12 protein-coding genes are annotated in these 17,664 nt (G+C 38.3%); 5 read left to right on the forward strand and 7 right to left on the reverse strand.

The window, feature by feature from the left end:
* From GWK08_RS06000 to GWK08_RS06030, 7 genes are read right to left on the reverse strand one after another with little or no spacing between them, the layout of a single operon-like run.
* Positions 1-4,941 (reverse strand): hypothetical protein, encoded by a 4,941-nt coding sequence (locus GWK08_RS06000; RefSeq protein ID WP_163605987.1) that lies wholly within the window; start codon positions 4,939-4,941, stop codon positions 1-3.
* Between the two features lie 35 nt (positions 4,942-4,976).
* Complete coding sequence (locus GWK08_RS06005) at positions 4,977-5,603, reverse strand: hypothetical protein (RefSeq protein ID WP_163605988.1); 627 nt, start codon at positions 5,601-5,603, stop codon at positions 4,977-4,979.
* A 14-nt stretch (positions 5,604-5,617) separates the two neighbouring features.
* On the reverse strand, positions 5,618-6,151 hold the full coding sequence (locus tag GWK08_RS06010; protein ID WP_204336000.1) for an OmpH family outer membrane protein: 534 nt from the start codon (positions 6,149-6,151) through the stop codon (positions 5,618-5,620).
* A gap of 30 nt (positions 6,152-6,181) precedes the next feature.
* Positions 6,182-7,483, reverse strand: coding sequence for a tail fiber protein (locus tag GWK08_RS06015; RefSeq protein WP_163605989.1), 1,302 nt, complete (start codon positions 7,481-7,483; stop codon positions 6,182-6,184).
* Position 7,484: 1 nt separating this feature from the next.
* Entirely contained in the window at positions 7,485-8,777 is a 1,293-nt protein-coding gene (locus GWK08_RS06020; RefSeq protein ID WP_163605990.1) for a tail fiber protein, read from the reverse strand.
* Position 8,778: 1 nt separating this feature from the next.
* The gene (locus GWK08_RS06025) at positions 8,779-9,936 is read right to left on the reverse strand and encodes a tail fiber protein (RefSeq protein WP_163605991.1); all 1,158 of its coding nucleotides are present in this window, start codon (positions 9,934-9,936) and stop codon (positions 8,779-8,781) included.
* Between the two features lie 8 nt (positions 9,937-9,944).
* Positions 9,945-11,207, reverse strand: coding sequence for a tail fiber protein (locus tag GWK08_RS06030; RefSeq protein WP_163605992.1), 1,263 nt, complete (start codon positions 11,205-11,207; stop codon positions 9,945-9,947).
* 232 nt (positions 11,208-11,439) lie between these two features.
* Here GWK08_RS06030 and GWK08_RS06035 point away from each other — a divergent pair, with 232 nt between their 5' ends.
* From GWK08_RS06035 to GWK08_RS06055, 5 genes are all read left to right on the forward strand, one after another.
* A complete protein-coding gene (locus tag GWK08_RS06035) occupies positions 11,440-11,850 on the forward strand; it encodes a prepilin-type N-terminal cleavage/methylation domain-containing protein (RefSeq protein ID WP_163605993.1) in 411 nt (136 codons plus the stop codon).
* A gap of 484 nt (positions 11,851-12,334) precedes the next feature.
* Positions 12,335-13,744 (forward strand): GspE/PulE family protein, encoded by a 1,410-nt coding sequence (locus GWK08_RS06040; protein ID WP_163605994.1) that lies wholly within the window; start codon positions 12,335-12,337, stop codon positions 13,742-13,744.
* A 2-nt stretch (positions 13,745-13,746) separates the two neighbouring features.
* Positions 13,747-15,951, forward strand: a complete 2,205-nt coding sequence (locus GWK08_RS06045; protein ID WP_163605995.1) for a type II secretion system protein GspD — start codon at positions 13,747-13,749, stop codon at positions 15,949-15,951.
* Complete coding sequence (locus tag GWK08_RS06050) at positions 15,952-17,151, forward strand: hypothetical protein (protein ID WP_163605996.1); 1,200 nt, start codon at positions 15,952-15,954, stop codon at positions 17,149-17,151.
* Complete coding sequence (locus GWK08_RS06055) at positions 17,144-17,656, forward strand: hypothetical protein (protein ID WP_163605997.1); 513 nt, start codon at positions 17,144-17,146, stop codon at positions 17,654-17,656. Before GWK08_RS06050 ends, GWK08_RS06055 begins: the two co-directional genes overlap by 8 nt.
* Positions 17,657-17,664 lie beyond the last annotated feature (8 nt).

The raw sequence follows: 17,664 nt of genomic DNA on the forward strand, positions 1-17,664 counted from the left end.
CTAATTTCCACCGATCTCACTTCCTCGTTGATAGCGATAAGTATTTTCGGATATTTTTTTGAAGCCTCCCACAATAGATCCTATATCGACTACCTCAACATAAGTTCTTATAAGGCGTCCTTCATCATCATATTCATATTTGGTTCCAAGATTGTTTGTACCAAGAATATGAGTGAGTTCATTCCATTCGTTATACACATAGGTGGTCATCGATGATCTTACAGGGTGCATTCTGAAATCGTCATAATAGGCAGTACCAGAGATAGTGGTTATATAAACTTCCTGATTAGCTGTTACAGGTACATCAAAGTTTAACTGCACCCAATTTCCCGCAATTACTTTTTCACCTTCATTGTAGGAAATAGTCTGAGAGCCGGTTTTTACTCTTGTGGTAGAATAATTCGTTTTTTCTACCCAGACCGAAACTCTGTAATTACCTGTAGTCTTAGGTATAGCAGCAAATGCTTTTACATTGGCAGAAATTCTCACCGAGCTCTTCCCACTATGCATTTTTGTATCATCAACAATTGCAGCGCCAGCTTTATATACTTCTCCGCTAAAATTATTCCCAATTGGATCTTCTGCTCCGGAATAGAATATTTCATCATAACCTGCATTTCCTACAGCAAATATCTTGGTATCATTGTCTCCCATTTTTGTTGCAAGTGCATTACCATTAATATCAATCGTCTCAAGGATCATCGAGTAATTATCATATTTAGATATTTCAGATATCTTTTGCCAGTCAGAAGTTTGCGAAGTAGCAGATGTAGCCCAATTAAAATTGTCCGAATAATTCTGGAATGTTCCATCAGCATTCAAGGAACCTTTCCATGTATAGGTTCTATGTTTTCTCCACACATCATTATTCCAGGATTTCCATGTTGTAATTCCAACTCCTATTTCTTTCCAGGGATCTGGAACATCATTCGGGTCAAATAGGTAATTATAACTTGCAGTCGCCTGAGTAAGCATATTTTTATTCGAAATATTATCTACCTTGCTTCCCATATCAGAATATTTGGTATAGGCAGGTACTATTTCCGTTTTAAACGCTCGTCCATCGCTTCCATAAACTCTTGTTTCGAGAAGTTGGCCAGTTATATCATCATGTTTGTCAAAATAAGTTGTTGTTGTATATCCTCCCTGCGTAATAGTTGTGCTTTTAAGTACCGAAGGGTATATTATTTTAGTAGAAGCATTTAAAAGCCATTCATCTTTCAAATTACCGCTGGCATAATCCACCTCTTTATACGTCTGGAAAGATTCCTGTGAAATTCCTTTGGTAATTTCATCTGTAGAAGCATAATCGTTAACCGTTTTCGAAATTAACTGTCCAAAACTATTATAGCTACTAATTTCCAGGATTTGACCGATACAGGAAAAATTGTCTTTTACATTAATGGATTTTGCCTCCACATCTTTATTCTGAGCAGAATTATGAACATCAAAATTTGTTTGAGAGGTAATTTCAAATAAATCACCAAATTTTATATCCTGTACATCCTTTAAATCCAATACTTTAAACTTATGAACAGTTTTAGTAAGGATATTTGAACTTGAATTATAAGTTCCCAATACATTCTCTACACTGACATACTCATACATTGGGATAGGAGGCGGAAGTTCCGATCCATAAGGGACGGTTTCGTCAGCCCCTTTAGCAAATGGGATATAGCTTACAACTCCAGATGTTTGTCCTGTATTAGGATCGTTGTAGTTATACCCTATTGTATAAGTTCTGTTTTCTTCATCAACAGTGGAAATCGAATTTACGCGAATCCCACCTCCGGTTTGTACACTTGAACCTATCTCCATTTTAATGATAAGATCATCGTGATATCCACTACCAGAACAATCAGTAAAAGGATCAATCTGGTAATTTATAGGGTTTGTAGTTTTAATTGTAAAGATTCCATTATTTCCACTAAGTACTGTTCCAGGACCATCGTACTCTACGATAGTTTCGGTTCCGTTATTATTATCTCCCTGGCATGTTTGTTGATCATGAGAAATGTTCTTCACCGTACTATTAAGCAAATTGATCTGTCCGTTTGTCTCAACCAAATATCTCCCATATACTTGTCCATTTTCTATGATAGTTCCATTAAATCTGGCTGAGTATTCACCTGTTGTTTCATTATTAAAAGAAACTTCCTGGGTCGGGATAGATGATTTTACTTCATCATTCTCATAATTTATGATTATTTGCCCTCCGGTAGGTGTAATAACTTTATTTAATGACCAAACTTCCGGCTTGTCTATATGATACCCCCACTCATTTTTTTTATCAATATTAAAATCATATGAGTCATCATATTCAAATGTGTATGATGGCAATAACTGAACGCCGCTTTTGCCCTTAAAAGAAACTCCATTTAAAGTTAAACGTCCTGAGGAAGCATTTGGAGAATTCGTCGCAAGATCATAAGAATAATGAGCTCCAAAATCAATTACTTTAATCGCCTTATTTAATGCATTCTGTATATTATCATTTACATCCAAAACCTTATCTTCCATGTTATAAGAAGCAGTTTCTGTTTTTTCTCCATTGTAAGTTATGTTAACACTACCTGTATTTGCTAAATTACTTCCAGAAGCTTTTGAAGTATTGTCATCTTCATTTTTTACCAAAACAACTTTTTCCAAGCGTAATGAGTTTTGTGAAGGAATTGAAAACTGTGGAGTATCAAATTCGGATGCGCTAGGGAACTTGGCTAGTCCAACAGCTTGATATGTCCAGTCTTCACTTTTGTTGTCCTGTCGGATATTCTTCACAAATAAAGCAGTATGAGTTCGAGTTTTAACTTTATCTAAGTAATAGATCTGTTTTCGCCCATGAACTTTGGTTTTAATGTCCTCATCTTCATCAGATACAGTATAATCTTCTCCATATGGTGTTTTCCAAACATAAGCGTCCGACCATTTTCCATAATCAAATCGAACCCAATAACCCAGATCACTTTCATCCGGATAATCTCTTGTAGCATCCGATTTAATATAATCAGGGCCCGTAACAGCCGTTAACAACCAGTGCGTAGCGTAAGGTTTAAGTTGACGCTTTTCAAAATATGATTCTCTTTCAGGCTTATCTACAACTCCTATGGTTCTAGTTAATGTTTCATGATTATATACCGGTAACGAATAATGATAAGTTTTACCATCGGGCGAAGTAATTTTATATCCCCCAATCCCATCTTCCGTATCAAATGGTTTAGGTTCATTATTTACAGGAAGTAATAAACCCTTTTGCTGAGCTATATCGTTATTAATCTCTTCATTGGTAAAAACCTGGACAAATCTTCCATCTTTTTTCCTTGAAGCCTGTGTATCAGCACTTGAAAGGTTTAAATAGTCAAAAATATCATTACTATTCGTATTATTTTGAAAAGTAACTGGATTTATATTTAAAGAAGATGAATATTCATTATCAAAAGTAAAATAGATATCATTCTCAAAATCAGTATAACTTGACTGAGTACTACCCGAAAGAGGTAGCTTGTAATTCAATGTATAGTCAAAAATACTTTTGTAATCCCGGGATAATCCCATAAGTGCTCCATTTTCATAAATTTTAGGCCTCATATTTCCTGATAATCCTTGAGCATCCACACGATACCCGTCATATGCAGGAAAAACCGCATTGTTGTATTTGAGTTCAGCACTTGCATTAGTAATACCAACTTCGTTTATATCCATAAAAGAATCTCCTTGTTGAACAAATTCAACGTTAGTTCCATCGCAAGTATCTCCAATAGGTAATGTTCCAACCAAACTACAGTCACATTCTGCTTCAGAATTAACAAAAAAAGTAGTTGTATGAACCTCTGTTTCCGGAGGGCTGATCGTATAAACTTCACATTTATATTTCCCTACCTGATTTCTTGCCTGGTTTAAGTTCAAAACTCCACTAACAAAGCTATTTTTAGAAGAATTTAAGGCCCATCTGATCTTTTGTTTACTAAATCCAATAGTATAAAGACCTTGTACATCACCATTAACAATGGCAGGTATTGGTATAAAGAAACCCCATCCTGTTCTTTTGTAATTATAATCATTGGCACTTACTGCTTGCTGAAATCCTATGTTTACACCTGCTTCCGATGCACCTATCCCTCCGGAGATACCTACTCCTGAAGATGATAGATTTAAATCAATACTATAATTTTTCCCCTGCGAGGTTCCTGCATAAGAAAGATTAGCTGTAGGCTCTGCTTTGGTAAAAAAACTAAAACCCAATCCAACACTTCCGTGTTTTCCTCCTTCTCCTAAACCAATATTTCCTCCGACCGTCACTCCCAAACCTCTTTTATCATAGGATAAAGTTCCTAGATCTATTCCAAAGCCATCATTGGATGAAAATTTAAAAGCTCCTGATCGGATCGAGAAACCATCAGTTCCAAGTGAACCACCAACTCCTAATGCAGAATTACTATAACTAACAGAGCCTCCAAAACCTTTATTGGAATTATGAGATACTGATAGACCGAAGGATTGTCCGGAAGCTAGAGAAGTATAATTCGCTCGAAAAGAATGTGTCGTTTCAGTGCCCCCAGCATCATAGAATCTTTCCGTAAATTTACCTGCATTCCAATCATCGGGATATCCATTTACAGAACGGTTTATCGCTCCCGGATTAACATTCCACCCCAGGCCTACCCAGGAAGCTTCCTGATCAACGGCTACACCTCCATGATATGAAAGCGCTAAGGGATAACCTCCCTCCGGAGATGGCACGTTTAAAAGCGGTAATACATAACTTAGGTCTCCTGAAAGTAAACTAACCATATCGGTTGCATCTACAGGTTCAAACCCGGCTGCTTCAGGTGCTATTGGTCCGCTGTTAGATGCCAACAGCATATTATACGGAACAAAAGTCTGGAGAAAATTGAGTGTTAAAAACACTGCAATGACTTTGTGTGAAAATCTGGTTTTGTTCATAATGTTATCTTTTTTATTCAAAACTCCCTTATTAATCAGGGCAGCATCTTGTTAAAATTTAATTTTGGTTCATCTTTTAAAGGGTCCAGAGGTATTTTAAAAGTCACCTCTCCCGTAAATAATCCAATATCTTCTATACTAAGATTGATATGGTCCTGTTTCATTAATTGCTCTTCTTTCGGATAGACCAAAAGCATACTTGTCCTATTACTCATTCCGTACATCCTGGGGTATATATAATCCAGCAATGCTATAGTATCACGTTTAGGAGTGTACAGATGTACTTTATTTGTCATTCCAAATGCCAGCTGATTGACCAGGAGTCCAAACCTGTTACGGTCATGAGCAGTACTGCTCAGCAGCTCCTGATTATTTCTGGACATAGATAGATTGAAATAGAGATACTCTCCATATTTTTCACGCAGGCTATCCACTCTTTTCTCATTTATGTCCTTTCCCAATTCCTGCTTTACCAGCAGATCTGTCGGGCGGTATGTCAGGGTAAAGTCAATACCGTTTATGGTTTTATGCTGTACATATCCATTAGGTTCTTCCTTTAAATGTGCCCATAAAGCTTCTTCAGTATCGAAGCTTTTTTGAGTACAGGAAATAAAGCTTATCAGGCCCAATATTAGAATGATATGTTGTTTGTATTTTCTCATTTTTTCTGATCTTCTTAAATTCCCTGATATGATTTATTAAGGCCTTCCAACACCTCCCTGGTAAGATCGGATGCCTCATGCGCATACATGATATTTCCGTTGCCGCCGGCACCAAAAATGATCTTAAAACCATTGTTCTTTCCATACTCTTTTACATAATCATTGATATCATTAATGACTGTCTGTGTCATTTTCTGATCTTCTTCCTGTATCTGCCGCTGCACAGCCTGCTGATAATTGTTGATCTGCTGCTGTTTACCATTCAGCAGCTCCTGTTGAAGCTCCTTTTCCTTCTTACTCATAGAAGCTCTCTCTTTCTCATATTTCTTAAGTTGATTTTGCCAATCCACAATCAGGCTGTCCACATTGGCTTTTAGAGTGGTTGCTTTTTTATTAAAAGCTTCCTGTTCTACTTTGGTTCTATCATAACCTTCAAGGAGTTTATTGACATCTACATAAACCAATTCGGATTGTGACTGGAAATAAAAGAATGAGAATACGCTTCCAATTAAGGCTATTAATGCGAGGGGTAATGCTAGTTTATTCATGATCGTATTTATAATTTTAAGTGTTGAGTTTTATTTTGATTTTCCCGGAAGCAACTCTTCCAATCTTGACAGACGTGTTTCCAATTTTTGATTAGCTTCTTTTTGTTCTTTAAGCTTTTTTTCCTGCTCTAAAGTGTAGAGTGTCAGCTCTTCAATCTTTTCCAGAAGTTTCATATTCATAATCCCCAATTCAACCCCATTAGCCTCCATTTCCACAGCAGAAGGGATATTGGGTAAGTGCTTGTTTTGCTGAATATATTTCTGAAGTTCTTCTAAAGTGCGGAGATCATAATCGTTGGCAAAAACATAGTCCGGGCCAGGAACGGAAAGGTCTACTTTTACCTCCTCGGCATGAACTTTTCCTTTTACGGTAAGTTTGGAATCCGGAGAAGTAGTTCCAATACCTACATTACCTAATGAAGTTCCATCTGTTTTAGTAGCTAAAATGGTGTTTCTGTCTAAAGATTTAATAAGGTCCAGATCCCCTCCAGCCGAATTCGTATTAACTCCATTTCCATACTGATAAGTCCCTCTAAGTGCCCAGTTCATTGCTCCGGTTACACCACTGTATCCCAAAGGTACTATCCGGGCAACATTTTTATCTGTATTGTTAGTAGCTAACCTTACCCTGATCTCATCTGCAACCTCCAGTTTAGCATTTGGATCAGTTGTTCCGACTCCCATATTACCGTTATAATCTATAATAGCGTCGACATTCTCACCACCACCTACACTAAATTTTATATTCCCCCTCATATCAAGGCCTTCAAAATACCCGGCTATCAGTTTAATATCTCCTTTATCAGAATCAGAATCTCTTTGCCCCACCGAAATCCAGGAACCGTTATTAGTATTTTTATTTCGAACCATCATATAGAGGTTCCCATCTCCAATTTTTCCATCTCGATATCCCATTAATCCATAGGCCATGGAATCATAACCATTCTGACCAATTCTAGGGCCGGTAGCTCCGTGAGATATAATATCTCCGTCGCCTCTGAGCTCTCCTCTGAAATAAAACTTGCTGGCATCGAAAATCATGAACTCATTAGTGCCGTTCAAAACTTTAAATTGAAAAGCGTTTAGGTTGTTAGAAGCAAACCCTGTAGTGGCTCTTATTATACCATCCTTATCAATCCAGTTCGTATAAAGTGCTCCATTATCGGAAGTTTGAAGCGTTAATATATTATCCGAATCTGCTTTAACATGTAAAGGACCGGATGGGTTAGTAGTACCAATCCCGGTATTTCCTGTAGAAGGAAAGGTGTTTTGCGCAGTTACCCCCCAGGTAAACGCTAATGCACAAAACGAAATTAATTGTTGCTTGTTCATTTTATTTATTTTTTAAAAGGTTTTCCAGTTTTTGAAGGCGCTCTTCCTGATTTTTGATTTTCTTCTCTTGCTCTAAAGTGTAGAGGGTCAGCTCTTCAATCTTTTCCAGAAGTTTCATGTTCATAATTCCCAACTCAACTCCATTGGCTTCCATTTCCACAGCAGACGGGATATTGGGTAAATGCTTGTTTTGTTGAATGTATTTCCGAAGTTCTTCTAAAGTGCGGAGATCATAATCGTTAGCAAAAACATAGTCAGGTCCGGGAACAGAAAGATCTACTTTTACCTCTTCGGCATGGATTTTCCCTTTTACGGTGAGTTTGGAATCGGGAGAAGTAGTTCCAATACCTACATTTCCGTTAAACATGTTAGCAAACAGATATGCTTTATCCAGAAGTTCGGTATTTGTATATTCGAGTTGAGATCCTGCCTGATGTCTGATAAAGTAAGTTCCTTCATCCTGATAAATAATTCCCCCTATGTCATTATAAGTACCTGATGGGCGCACCCATTTCTGTATACTCTCATCCCATTTTGGAGGGCCTGAATTACCTGTAAGCCACTCATCTCTAATCCAGCTATTAGCAGCACTTCCAACAGTCGCCCCTATCGTTGTTTTTCTAAGTTTCACTCCATTATTCACATGTAGTAAATATTCCGGAGAAGTGGTTCCAATACCTACATTTCCATTGCTTTTAATAACCATATCAGAATTATGATTATTTACTCTAAAGGTCATCTCATCGTTGGAATGATCATATTGCATTCCTCCTACATAAGAATCATCCTGGTCAGCAAATCCGAAATATGCATCCCTGTTATTCGGAGTGAGAATAGATATCATTCCATTATCATTGTCTTCAACTGTAATATCAGAAAAGCTATGAGGGCTTCCTCCTGAAGCTCCTTTATATACGAAAAGCCTGGATAGAGGGTTAGTAGTCCCTATTCCTACATTACCACTATTATTTATGTACATTGAAGGGTTAGTAATGCTGTTATTGTTTACGGCAAAACGCAAGACAGAACTGGATTCAAGCCCTCCTCCATAACCTGAATAATTTGTTACCAGTCTGATATTATCTCCACCATTTCTTTCAATCTGAATCCCCTGAATTCCAGTATAAGTTCCTTTAAACAGAGCATGAGTAGAGCTACTTGTGTTTAATTCCAATAAATGAGCTGGTGTTATAGTTCCAATTCCAACATTCCCTGAAGAAGGAAAAGTATTTTGAGCATTTACCCCCCAGGTAAATGCCAATGCAAATAGTGAGATTAATTGCAGTTTTTTCATCTTATTTGCTTTTTATAAGTTCTTCCAGTTTTTGAAGGCGTTCTTCCTGATTTTTCAATTTTTTCTCGAGAATTTGAACCCTGGAGTTCTTAGAATTAAGCTCCGTTTGTTGTTTCAAGGTATAAAGCGTCAATTCTTCAATCTTTTCCAGAAGCTTCATATTCATAATTCCCAATTCAACTCCATTGGTTTCCATTTCTTTTGCAGATGGAATATTGGGTAAGTGTTTGTTTTGTTGAATGTATTTCTGAAGTTCTTCTAAAGTGCGGAGATCATAATCGTTTGCAAAAACGTAGTCAGGCCCCGGAACGGAAAGATCTACTTTTACTTCCTCGGCATGGACTTTTCCCTTTACAGTGAGCCTGGAATCGGGGGAAGTAGTGCCTATTCCAACGTTTCCATTCTGATGAAGGCCAAAAGTTCCTCCGGAAGTTCTAAGCAGTAGACCATAATACCCTGCAATCTGAACGGAAGTTTTATTATTAGCTGTAGATAGCCCGGTAAAATTACTTCTTCCTAATCCATACCAGGGACTATCATTCACTCTATCATTAATATTGTTTGTAGAATATCTTAATGCTCTTACACCATCACCATTAACATGAAGATTAGCAGAGGGGTTAGTAGTTCCAATACCTATATTTCCGTTCTGTGGGTTAATGATAAATCTATTCCATACTTCCTGATTCGAATACTTGGTACCAATCCCAAAATTATTCCCCCCGAAATTTTCCTCGGAAAAGCCCATATTAATCCCGGTAGCTCCACCATCCTGTCTAAGTTGAATTATAGGATTATCAGATTCATTATTATTATCCGTATCGGCATCCAAAATAAAAATCGCATCCCCTAAAACACCACTGGAAACATGTAATTTACCGGAAGGATCTGTAGTTCCGATTCCCACCTTTCCGTTTGAAGTCAACGTTAAAATATCTGACCAGGTAGCTGTATTATGCCTTCCCTGAATACTTAATAAAGTCTTTCCCCCCGGATCTGAATTAATAATTCGATGCCCAAAACCTGACCCCCAACTAGACGAAAACCAGGTGATTGATTTACCTGTGTAGTTGTTGGCAACTAAATTGTCAAAATTTGTAGTCTGTGCGTTTATGGAAATCGCTGACAAAAAGGCCCCCGCCAATATTATTTTTCTCATAATCTCCCCTATTTATTATTTAATAATTGATTTAATTTCTCTTCCAGCTGTTGAATTTTTGTGTTCTGCTTTTTAAGTAATTCCAGTTCTTCCGTTTGTTTTTTGATTTTTCTCTCCTGTGCCAGAGTGTAAAGCGTCAACTCTTCAATCTTTTCCAGAAGTTTCATATTCATAATTCCTAATTCAACTCCATTGGCTTCCATTTCCACAGCAGATGGGATATTTGGTAAATGCTTGTTTTGTTGAATATATTTCTGAAGTTCTTCCAGAGTACGGAGATCATAATCATTGGCAAAAACATAGTCCGGCCCAGGAACGGAAAGGTCTACTTTTACCTCCTCAGCATGGACTTTTCCTTTTACAGTGAGTTTGGAATCTGGCGAAGTAGTGCCTATTCCGATGTTTCCGTTCTGATGAAGTCCAAAAGTTCCTCCAGAAGTCCTAAACAGCAATCCATAATATCCGGCAACCTGGACGGAAGTTTTATCATTAGCAACGGATAGTCCAGTAAAATCACTTCTTCCTAATCCATACCAGGGACTATCATTGATTCGATCATTAATATTATTTGTAGAATACCTTAATGATCTTATACCATCACCATTAACATGAAGTTTAGCGGAAGGATTGGTAGTTCCTATCCCCAATCTCCCATTATTAGTCAACCTCATATATTCTGAAAGCTGGTGCTGACCGTTGGAATCACTATTATTTACATTTCTGTACAGCCATCTGAACCCATAATTAGATCCTTCAAAAACTCCTTTGCTTGTATATTGGTTGGTCCCGAAATAGTAGTCTTTTCCATCATTATTACTTCTATAAGCATTAAAGCCCAAATAACCTGCCCAGTTATTGGCATTTCCTCCCCAATTGGATTCGTATGACCAATCAAGGTGTAATACTCCTGAAGTACCAACCGTAGTTCGCCCTTCAACCTGAAGTTTACTCAGAGGGTTCGTAGTTCCTATTCCTACATTCCCCCCGTTAAACCAGGAGTAACCATTAGAATTTATAAGGAATTTATCTTCGCCAGCATCATTCCTTCCATAAATATATCCGTTAGATTGTCCGTTCAGAGCAAGCCTATAACTTCCATTCTTATCAATTGTAAGGTAATCTGTCCCTCTAATAATTCCATTAACATCTAATTTAACGGATGGATTGGTAGTCCCTATTCCAACATTCCCATTAGCATCTTCATGTACCTGCGCAGAAGTAATTGAAGCAATGAAAGTGGCAACAACTGAAATTAAAATCTTTTTATCCATAAACTTATTTTTTACTTGTTAAGAAAACTTTGATTATTTTTTTGAAATAAATTCCTACATTTAGAGTCACAAATGTAAGAATAAATTTTTATTTTGCAAGAAAAATATTATAGTATATTAATTATTATATATTTAATAAAATTATTTTTTCTTATAAATAATTAAATATATATTTACACTATATTTGTAGGAATAATATTATATAAATGATCATAATTATAAGATAAAAACTATGAAAAGCTATTTAAACAAAAAGGTTCCGGCGCTAAATCTTCAGGAAATGCTGATCGTTTTGGTCATTATAGGCATCCTCCTTTTAATTGCATTGCCTAACCTGATGCCGCTTATTGCCAAAACCCAAGCTATCGAGGCACAAACCCAGCTTAAGGCCATATATAATGCACAAACCACCTATAGGTATATGTATGCCAAATACAGCCCGGAAATGACTGCTTTAGACTACGAAGCACCCAGAACGGTTAATGAAAACGGAAATGCCAATTACAGTTATGAACTCCTGGAAGCTACGAATGCATCTTTTAAAGCAAGGGCTACCGCAATAACCGATTTTGATGGTGACGGAGTTTTTAACGTGTGGGAAATTGACGAAAATGGAAACCCTAAACAAATTGTAAAAGACTGATGTTTTTCCTACAAATCATATTAGTCCTGCTTTTTGGGATCGTTTTGTACGAAGACCTGCGTTTTCGTATGGTGCATTGGTTTCTTTTTCCTACAATCGGATCTCTGCTAGGACTCCTACATTTTTTTCAAAGCGACAAGCTTGTTTTCCTAAATAATGTTGGGATCAATTTTATGCTGATCTCCATCGTACTTCTGATCCTATATCTGTACAGCAAGCTCATAATGAGGTCTGCTTTTTTAAACGGAAGTTTCGGTTTGGGGGACCTGCTTTTATTTTATGCGATAGGCCTTGCCTTTCCCACAATCAGTTTTAGCATCCTATTTGTTTTTTCGCTCGTCTTTAGCCTGGTCCTTCACCTTTTGGTAAAGGGAAAAAGGAAAAATTTAAGCGTACCCCTGGCGGGTTATATGTCGCTGTTCTTTGGCTCAGTCTTCACCTGGAACCTCATTAGCAATCAAGCTTTCTTATATCAGTTTTGAATATGGATAATACTTTTCAAATACCGGTTGAATTACAACAGCTCATTTCGGCTGAACAGGCTTTTCATTATCGTATAGTACCGGTAGAAGCCCTGAACGGACATATTGCCTTTAAGACCGATAGGAAAGACAAAAGTGCCCTGGAAAGTGAATTGGGAATTATCCTTGGAAAGAAGGTCAGCCTCATAGATGAATCCACGGAGCAGCTACAAAAATTCTTAAGCACAAATTTCAGAAGATCACAAAAATCAGCCGCGGAAGATATTCACTATACCTCAGATTTTCTGGAAAAGATCCTTCAGAGTGCCAAGGAAATAGGGAGTAGTGATATTCATTTTGAACCTTATGAGCACAAGTGCAGGATCCGCTTTCGTCTGGACGGGAAACTCACAGAGCAGTTTACCATCCCCATTGAGGAATATCCCGTTATTATCAATAAGATCAAGATCAGAGCCGGGTTGGATATTTCGGAAAAGCGCCTGCCGCAGGACGGGAGAATAAGCGTGAACCGCGGAGCTGAAGAATTCGATATCAGGGTTTCTTCCCTCCCGACCCTTCACGGTGAAAAGATCGTTTTGCGGATCCTCAGTAAGGACAATAACAATATAGACTTAAAAGATCTGGGTTTTAGCAAGGAAGAACTATCTGTTTATACCGAAAGCACCAAAAAGCCTAACGGAATTGTACTGATCTCAGGGCCTACGGGTTCAGGAAAAACCACTACACTGTACGCTACGCTCAAACTACTTAACGACAGTAAAACCAATATCCTGACCATTGAAGATCCTATAGAATACACCCTGGAAGGCGTAAATCAAGTGCAACTTAAGGAAAATATAGGCCTGGATTTTGCATCGGCCCTGCGCACTTTTTTAAGGCAGGATCCCGACATTATCATGGTAGGTGAGATAAGGGATGTAAAGACCGCCAATATGGCTATCCGCGCCGCCCTGACCGGACACCTGGTACTATCTACCATACATACCAACTCTGCCTGGGCCACCGTATCCCGGCTTATAGATATGGGAGTTCCAACATTTCTCATAGCCAGTACTTTAAACGTAAGTGTCGCACAAAGACTGGTAAGGAAGCTATGCAACAACTGCAAACAACAAACAACTGTAAATCCGGAGGTTTTTCCACAAGATTTTAAGATCCCCACTTGGCTTACAGATCACTATGAAGCCGTTGGATGCAACGAATGCTATTACACAGGTTACAGGGGGCGTAAGGCTATTTACGAGATTATCCCGATTAAGCGGGAACTCGTAAAACACATTAAAAGCAATGAGCTGGAAATCGACAGTTATCTGGCCGAAAATAAAATAAACACTTTAAAAACCAATGCATTGCAAATGATAAAAGAGGGAGTTACCTCTGTGGAAGAAGTATATGCATTATTAAGCAATTGATCATGATTAGAAAATGGAGTATTCTTTGTCTTTTATTCTTATGTTTTTGGGTGAGCGCCCAGGATAACAGGATAGAAAACATCAAAAATAGATTAGAAGTACTTTCAGTTGAAAATAAAGGATTAACCGAGGAATTGAAGCTCAATATCAATGTAACCGATATAACCCTCCCCAATTTTTTAACTGCTGTGTCTAAAGTACATCAGTTAAACATCAATATCTCATCCGAACTAAACTCCATCACCCTGGTCAATAATTTCCCGGATGTTAACGTAGCAGATCTGTTGGTGTTTTTGTGCAAGGAGTACGATCTGGATATCGATTTTACGGGGAATATCCTGTCGGTTAAAAAATACAGCGCGCCTCCTCTTGAGGTTGAGGAGCGAATAATTCCCGTAAAATACAACGCCGTTCAGGATATCATTTCTCTCGATCTTAAAAACGATAAGTTATACGATGCTTTTATCGCTATAATGAATGAAAGTGGAAAGAAACTGAGCTGGTCTCCCGATATTGCAGATAAGCCCATAACTTCTTTTATTAACGGGGCTTCCTTTCACAGTGCCATGAGTAATCTTGCTTTTGCAAATGATCTTTTGGTTACCAAGAACAAGGACGGTTTTTATCTGTTTGAAGATAATTCGCTCGTTCAGGGAACAACAGCAAGCAATACGACAAATACGACTCGTCCGAGACCGCGAAGAAATAAAAGTTCCAGTTTCTATTACAAAGTTCTGGATACCTTAAATCAGGTGATAGAAGTGGATTTTGAAAATATTCCCATCAAGGATGTGATCAGTGATATCGGGAATGATCTGAAAGTCAATATTTTTACTGCAAAGCCGTTGGATGAAGCCGGGACTGCAACTTTTAAGACGAAATATATCGCTTTTGACGACCTGCTGGATAAACTTTTCGAAGCTCAGCAATCTGTTTCCGTATCAACGTCAAACAATGTTCAGACTTCAAGTAGCACAAGCAGACAGCAAAGCGGCCTAAGCGGTTCTTCCGGCCTGTTTACCTATAAAAAAGAAGGGAATACATATTTCTTTGGTACTTCAGACCAGTTAAGTGTTCGCAAGATCGAAGTGATCCAGTTACAACACCGCTCGGTAGAATTGCTGGGAGATCCTTCGGGTTCTTTCGGGAGTCAGCGAAGCGCAGGCAGAACACAAGGGGGAAATCTGAATTTTATAGGCGGCTCTGCCAACGGTTTTCAGAATAATAACAATTTCGGGAACAACAATAATTTTAATAACCGGAACAACAATAACAATAGGGTCAACAGAAATCAGCAGGGCTTTAATTCAGGCGACTCCAAAGCGGAAACCCTGATCAGTATATTGCCTGAAGATGTAAAAATGGGATTGGATATAACCATGGATGTGGAACTGAACAGTTTTATGGTAAGTGGTCCTGCGCCAAATGTAAATCGCTTTAAAGCTTTTCTCAATCAGATCGACAAGCCGGTACCTTTTATTCTGATTGAAGTGATCCTTCTGGAGATCAATAAATCGGCAACTATAGAAAGCGGGATCAGTTGGGGTATAGGTGATGAGCCTGTAAATACCAGGGGCGGACTTTTTCCGAATACCGATATTACCCTTGGAGCTAAGACGGTTAACCGGATCATAGGCGGATTTGATGGCTTTACCAATATCGGGAAAGTGGTTCCTAATTTCTTTGCCAATATCAAGGCGATGGAAGCCAACGGACTGGTAAAAATACGGTCCACACCCAAGCTCTCTACTCTAAACGGACATCGGGCATCCCTCTCCATCGGAGAGACCACTTATTATGTGGTAACGAGTCAGAATTTTTTCGGATCGCAGATCCCTCAATCTACCGAGATCAGGAATTTTGTTCCTATCGATGCCGAGCTGGCCATAAATGTCAAACCCTCGGTTTCGGGTGATGGGCAAATCACTTTGGATGTCAACGTAGTACAATCCGATTTTAACGGAGCTCGAATAGATGAAGATGCTCCTCCGGGATTGAACTCGAGGGAATTCAGCTCTATAATCCGCGTAAGAGACCAGGATATTGCAGTGCTTGGCGGACTGGAAGAAAAAATAAAGAACGATTCGGGTAACGGAGTGCCTTTCCTGGCAAGAGTACCGGTTATAAAATGGTTCTTCAGCCAGAGAAGACGGGAAGATACCAAAAGAAAGCTCACTGTTTTAATTAAACCCACGATCATATATTAAATGCTAAAGGATCTTTTTAAAAATATCAAAGATGGAAGGGTTTTCTGCGGACTGGAATATTCGGAATATGCAGGGGATGAAAAGTTCTATGGGGTACAGCTTATCAGAAGAAAGAACAGCCTCGAAGAACTGAAGAGCTTTGAAGTTCCGGAAATGGAAGATCTGGGGGAACAGTTAAAAAAGCAGCAAGCTTTATTTCTAGTCATTAATACTTCCCAGGTAATTACCAAAAGTGTAGGTCGCACAAAGGTCGCCGACCTGGCTGTGGTAAACAAGGCTTTTCCGAACCTTAATATGGAGGATTTCTATTATGAGGTATCGGAAGTTTGCGGAAGCACACTGGTCTCCATCTGTAGAAAGCCCTATGTTGATGAAATTCTCGAAAAATTAGAAGCTAAAGGGTTTGCCATCATAGGATGTTCCCTTGCTTTACATCAATTAAGGCAGGTGGAAGAGTTCCTTCCAAAGGATAAAATACATCTGTCCAACACAGAAATTGTCAGAGAGGAAGATGGTCTTACCATTCATAAAACCGATACGGTTGAAGTTCCTTATAATGTGAACGGGATCAAAACTGCAAGTCTTTATCTGCTGAGTTTAAGTGCTGCTCTAATGCATTTTTTCAGGAACACTGCGGGATTCTCCAACCTGGAAGAACAAAACGCTTCCTTTCAGGAGAATTTTTATCAAAAGCGTTTTTTTCGCTTGTTTTCAAGAGCATTGATGGTCCTACTTCTCATAGTATTGCTGATTAATTTTTTTGCCTTTAATCACTATTACCAGAAGGTAGAGCAATTAAAACAAACCTCTGAGATCAATACCAGCAATAAGGAAAAACTGATGGAATTAAACGCACTTATTGCCCGAAAAGAAAAGCTGGTAGAAGATGTACTGAGTTCTTCGGCTTCCAGAAGTTCGATGTACCTGGATGAAATCTCCGCCGAAATTCCGGAAACGCTCCTATTTACGGAAATAGACTATCAACCGTTAAAAAAGAAAATAAAAAAGGATAAGGAAATACTTTTAAATCCGGGGGTGATCGATATCTATGGGCAGTCTACCAATAGCGACAATTTTTCATTGTGGATAGAGCATCTGGAGAGCCTGGATTGGGTTTTAAGAGTAGATGTGGAAGACTACGGTTTTCAGGCCGCCAACACTTCATTTTTTAAAATAAAAGTTCGTATTGCCGATGAATAACAAAAGAAAAAATAGTATGCTGATCCTGGCCAGCCTTCTGGCAGTATTTATCTGTTATAAGTTTGCCATTCAGAGAACGCTTGAGCAGAAAGCTCAATATCGCGAACTTAAAAGTCAGGAAGAGTTATTTAGTAATATTCCAAGACAATTCGGGCTTCTCAATGAGAAGAATAAGCATTACGATTCCTTGCTTAAGAAATTTCAGATTACCGAAACTTCAATGCAAAATAATTTACTGAAGACAATTAACAAGGCATCGGAAAAACTACAGCTTAAGCTTATCGATTTTGATGAACCTCATATATTTTCGGAAAACGGAAGATCCAAAAATTCTTTCCTTTTTAAGGTGGAAGGAAGTTTTGAGAATATCCTAAAACTCGTTCATCAGTTAGAGCAGAAGACCCGTTACGGAGAGGTTACAAACCTGCATTTCCGCAAACTGAAAAATCCTAAAAACAGAAAAACCTTCCTTCAGGCAGAGGTATTGATCATGAATTATAAATAGCCCTCCAA

Origin of the sequence: Leptobacterium flavescens (assembly GCF_010671605.1) — a bacterium.
GTDB lineage: Bacteria > Bacteroidota > Bacteroidia > Flavobacteriales > Flavobacteriaceae > Leptobacterium > Leptobacterium flavescens.

Coding starts and splice junctions, on each gene's coding strand:
- GWK08_RS06000 (WP_163605987.1), bottom strand. CDS start 4,941: ATGAACAAAACCAGATTTTCACACAAAGTCATTGCAGTGTTTTTAACA.
- GWK08_RS06005 (WP_163605988.1), bottom strand. CDS start 5,603: ATGAGAAAATACAAACAACATATCATTCTAATATTGGGCCTGATAAGC.
- GWK08_RS06010 (WP_204336000.1), bottom strand. CDS start 6,151: ATGAATAAACTAGCATTACCCCTCGCATTAATAGCCTTAATTGGAAGC.
- GWK08_RS06015 (WP_163605989.1), bottom strand. CDS start 7,483: ATGAACAAGCAACAATTAATTTCGTTTTGTGCATTAGCGTTTACCTGG.
- GWK08_RS06020 (WP_163605990.1), bottom strand. CDS start 8,777: ATGAAAAAACTGCAATTAATCTCACTATTTGCATTGGCATTTACCTGG.
- GWK08_RS06025 (WP_163605991.1), bottom strand. CDS start 9,936: ATGAGAAAAATAATATTGGCGGGGGCCTTTTTGTCAGCGATTTCCATA.
- GWK08_RS06030 (WP_163605992.1), bottom strand. CDS start 11,207: ATGGATAAAAAGATTTTAATTTCAGTTGTTGCCACTTTCATTGCTTCA.
- GWK08_RS06035 (WP_163605993.1), top strand. CDS start 11,440: ATGAAAAGCTATTTAAACAAAAAGGTTCCGGCGCTAAATCTTCAGGAA.
- GWK08_RS06040 (WP_163605994.1), top strand. CDS start 12,335: ATGGATAATACTTTTCAAATACCGGTTGAATTACAACAGCTCATTTCG.
- GWK08_RS06045 (WP_163605995.1), top strand. CDS start 13,747: ATGATTAGAAAATGGAGTATTCTTTGTCTTTTATTCTTATGTTTTTGG.
- GWK08_RS06050 (WP_163605996.1), top strand. CDS start 15,952: ATGCTAAAGGATCTTTTTAAAAATATCAAAGATGGAAGGGTTTTCTGC.
- GWK08_RS06055 (WP_163605997.1), top strand. CDS start 17,144: ATGAATAACAAAAGAAAAAATAGTATGCTGATCCTGGCCAGCCTTCTG.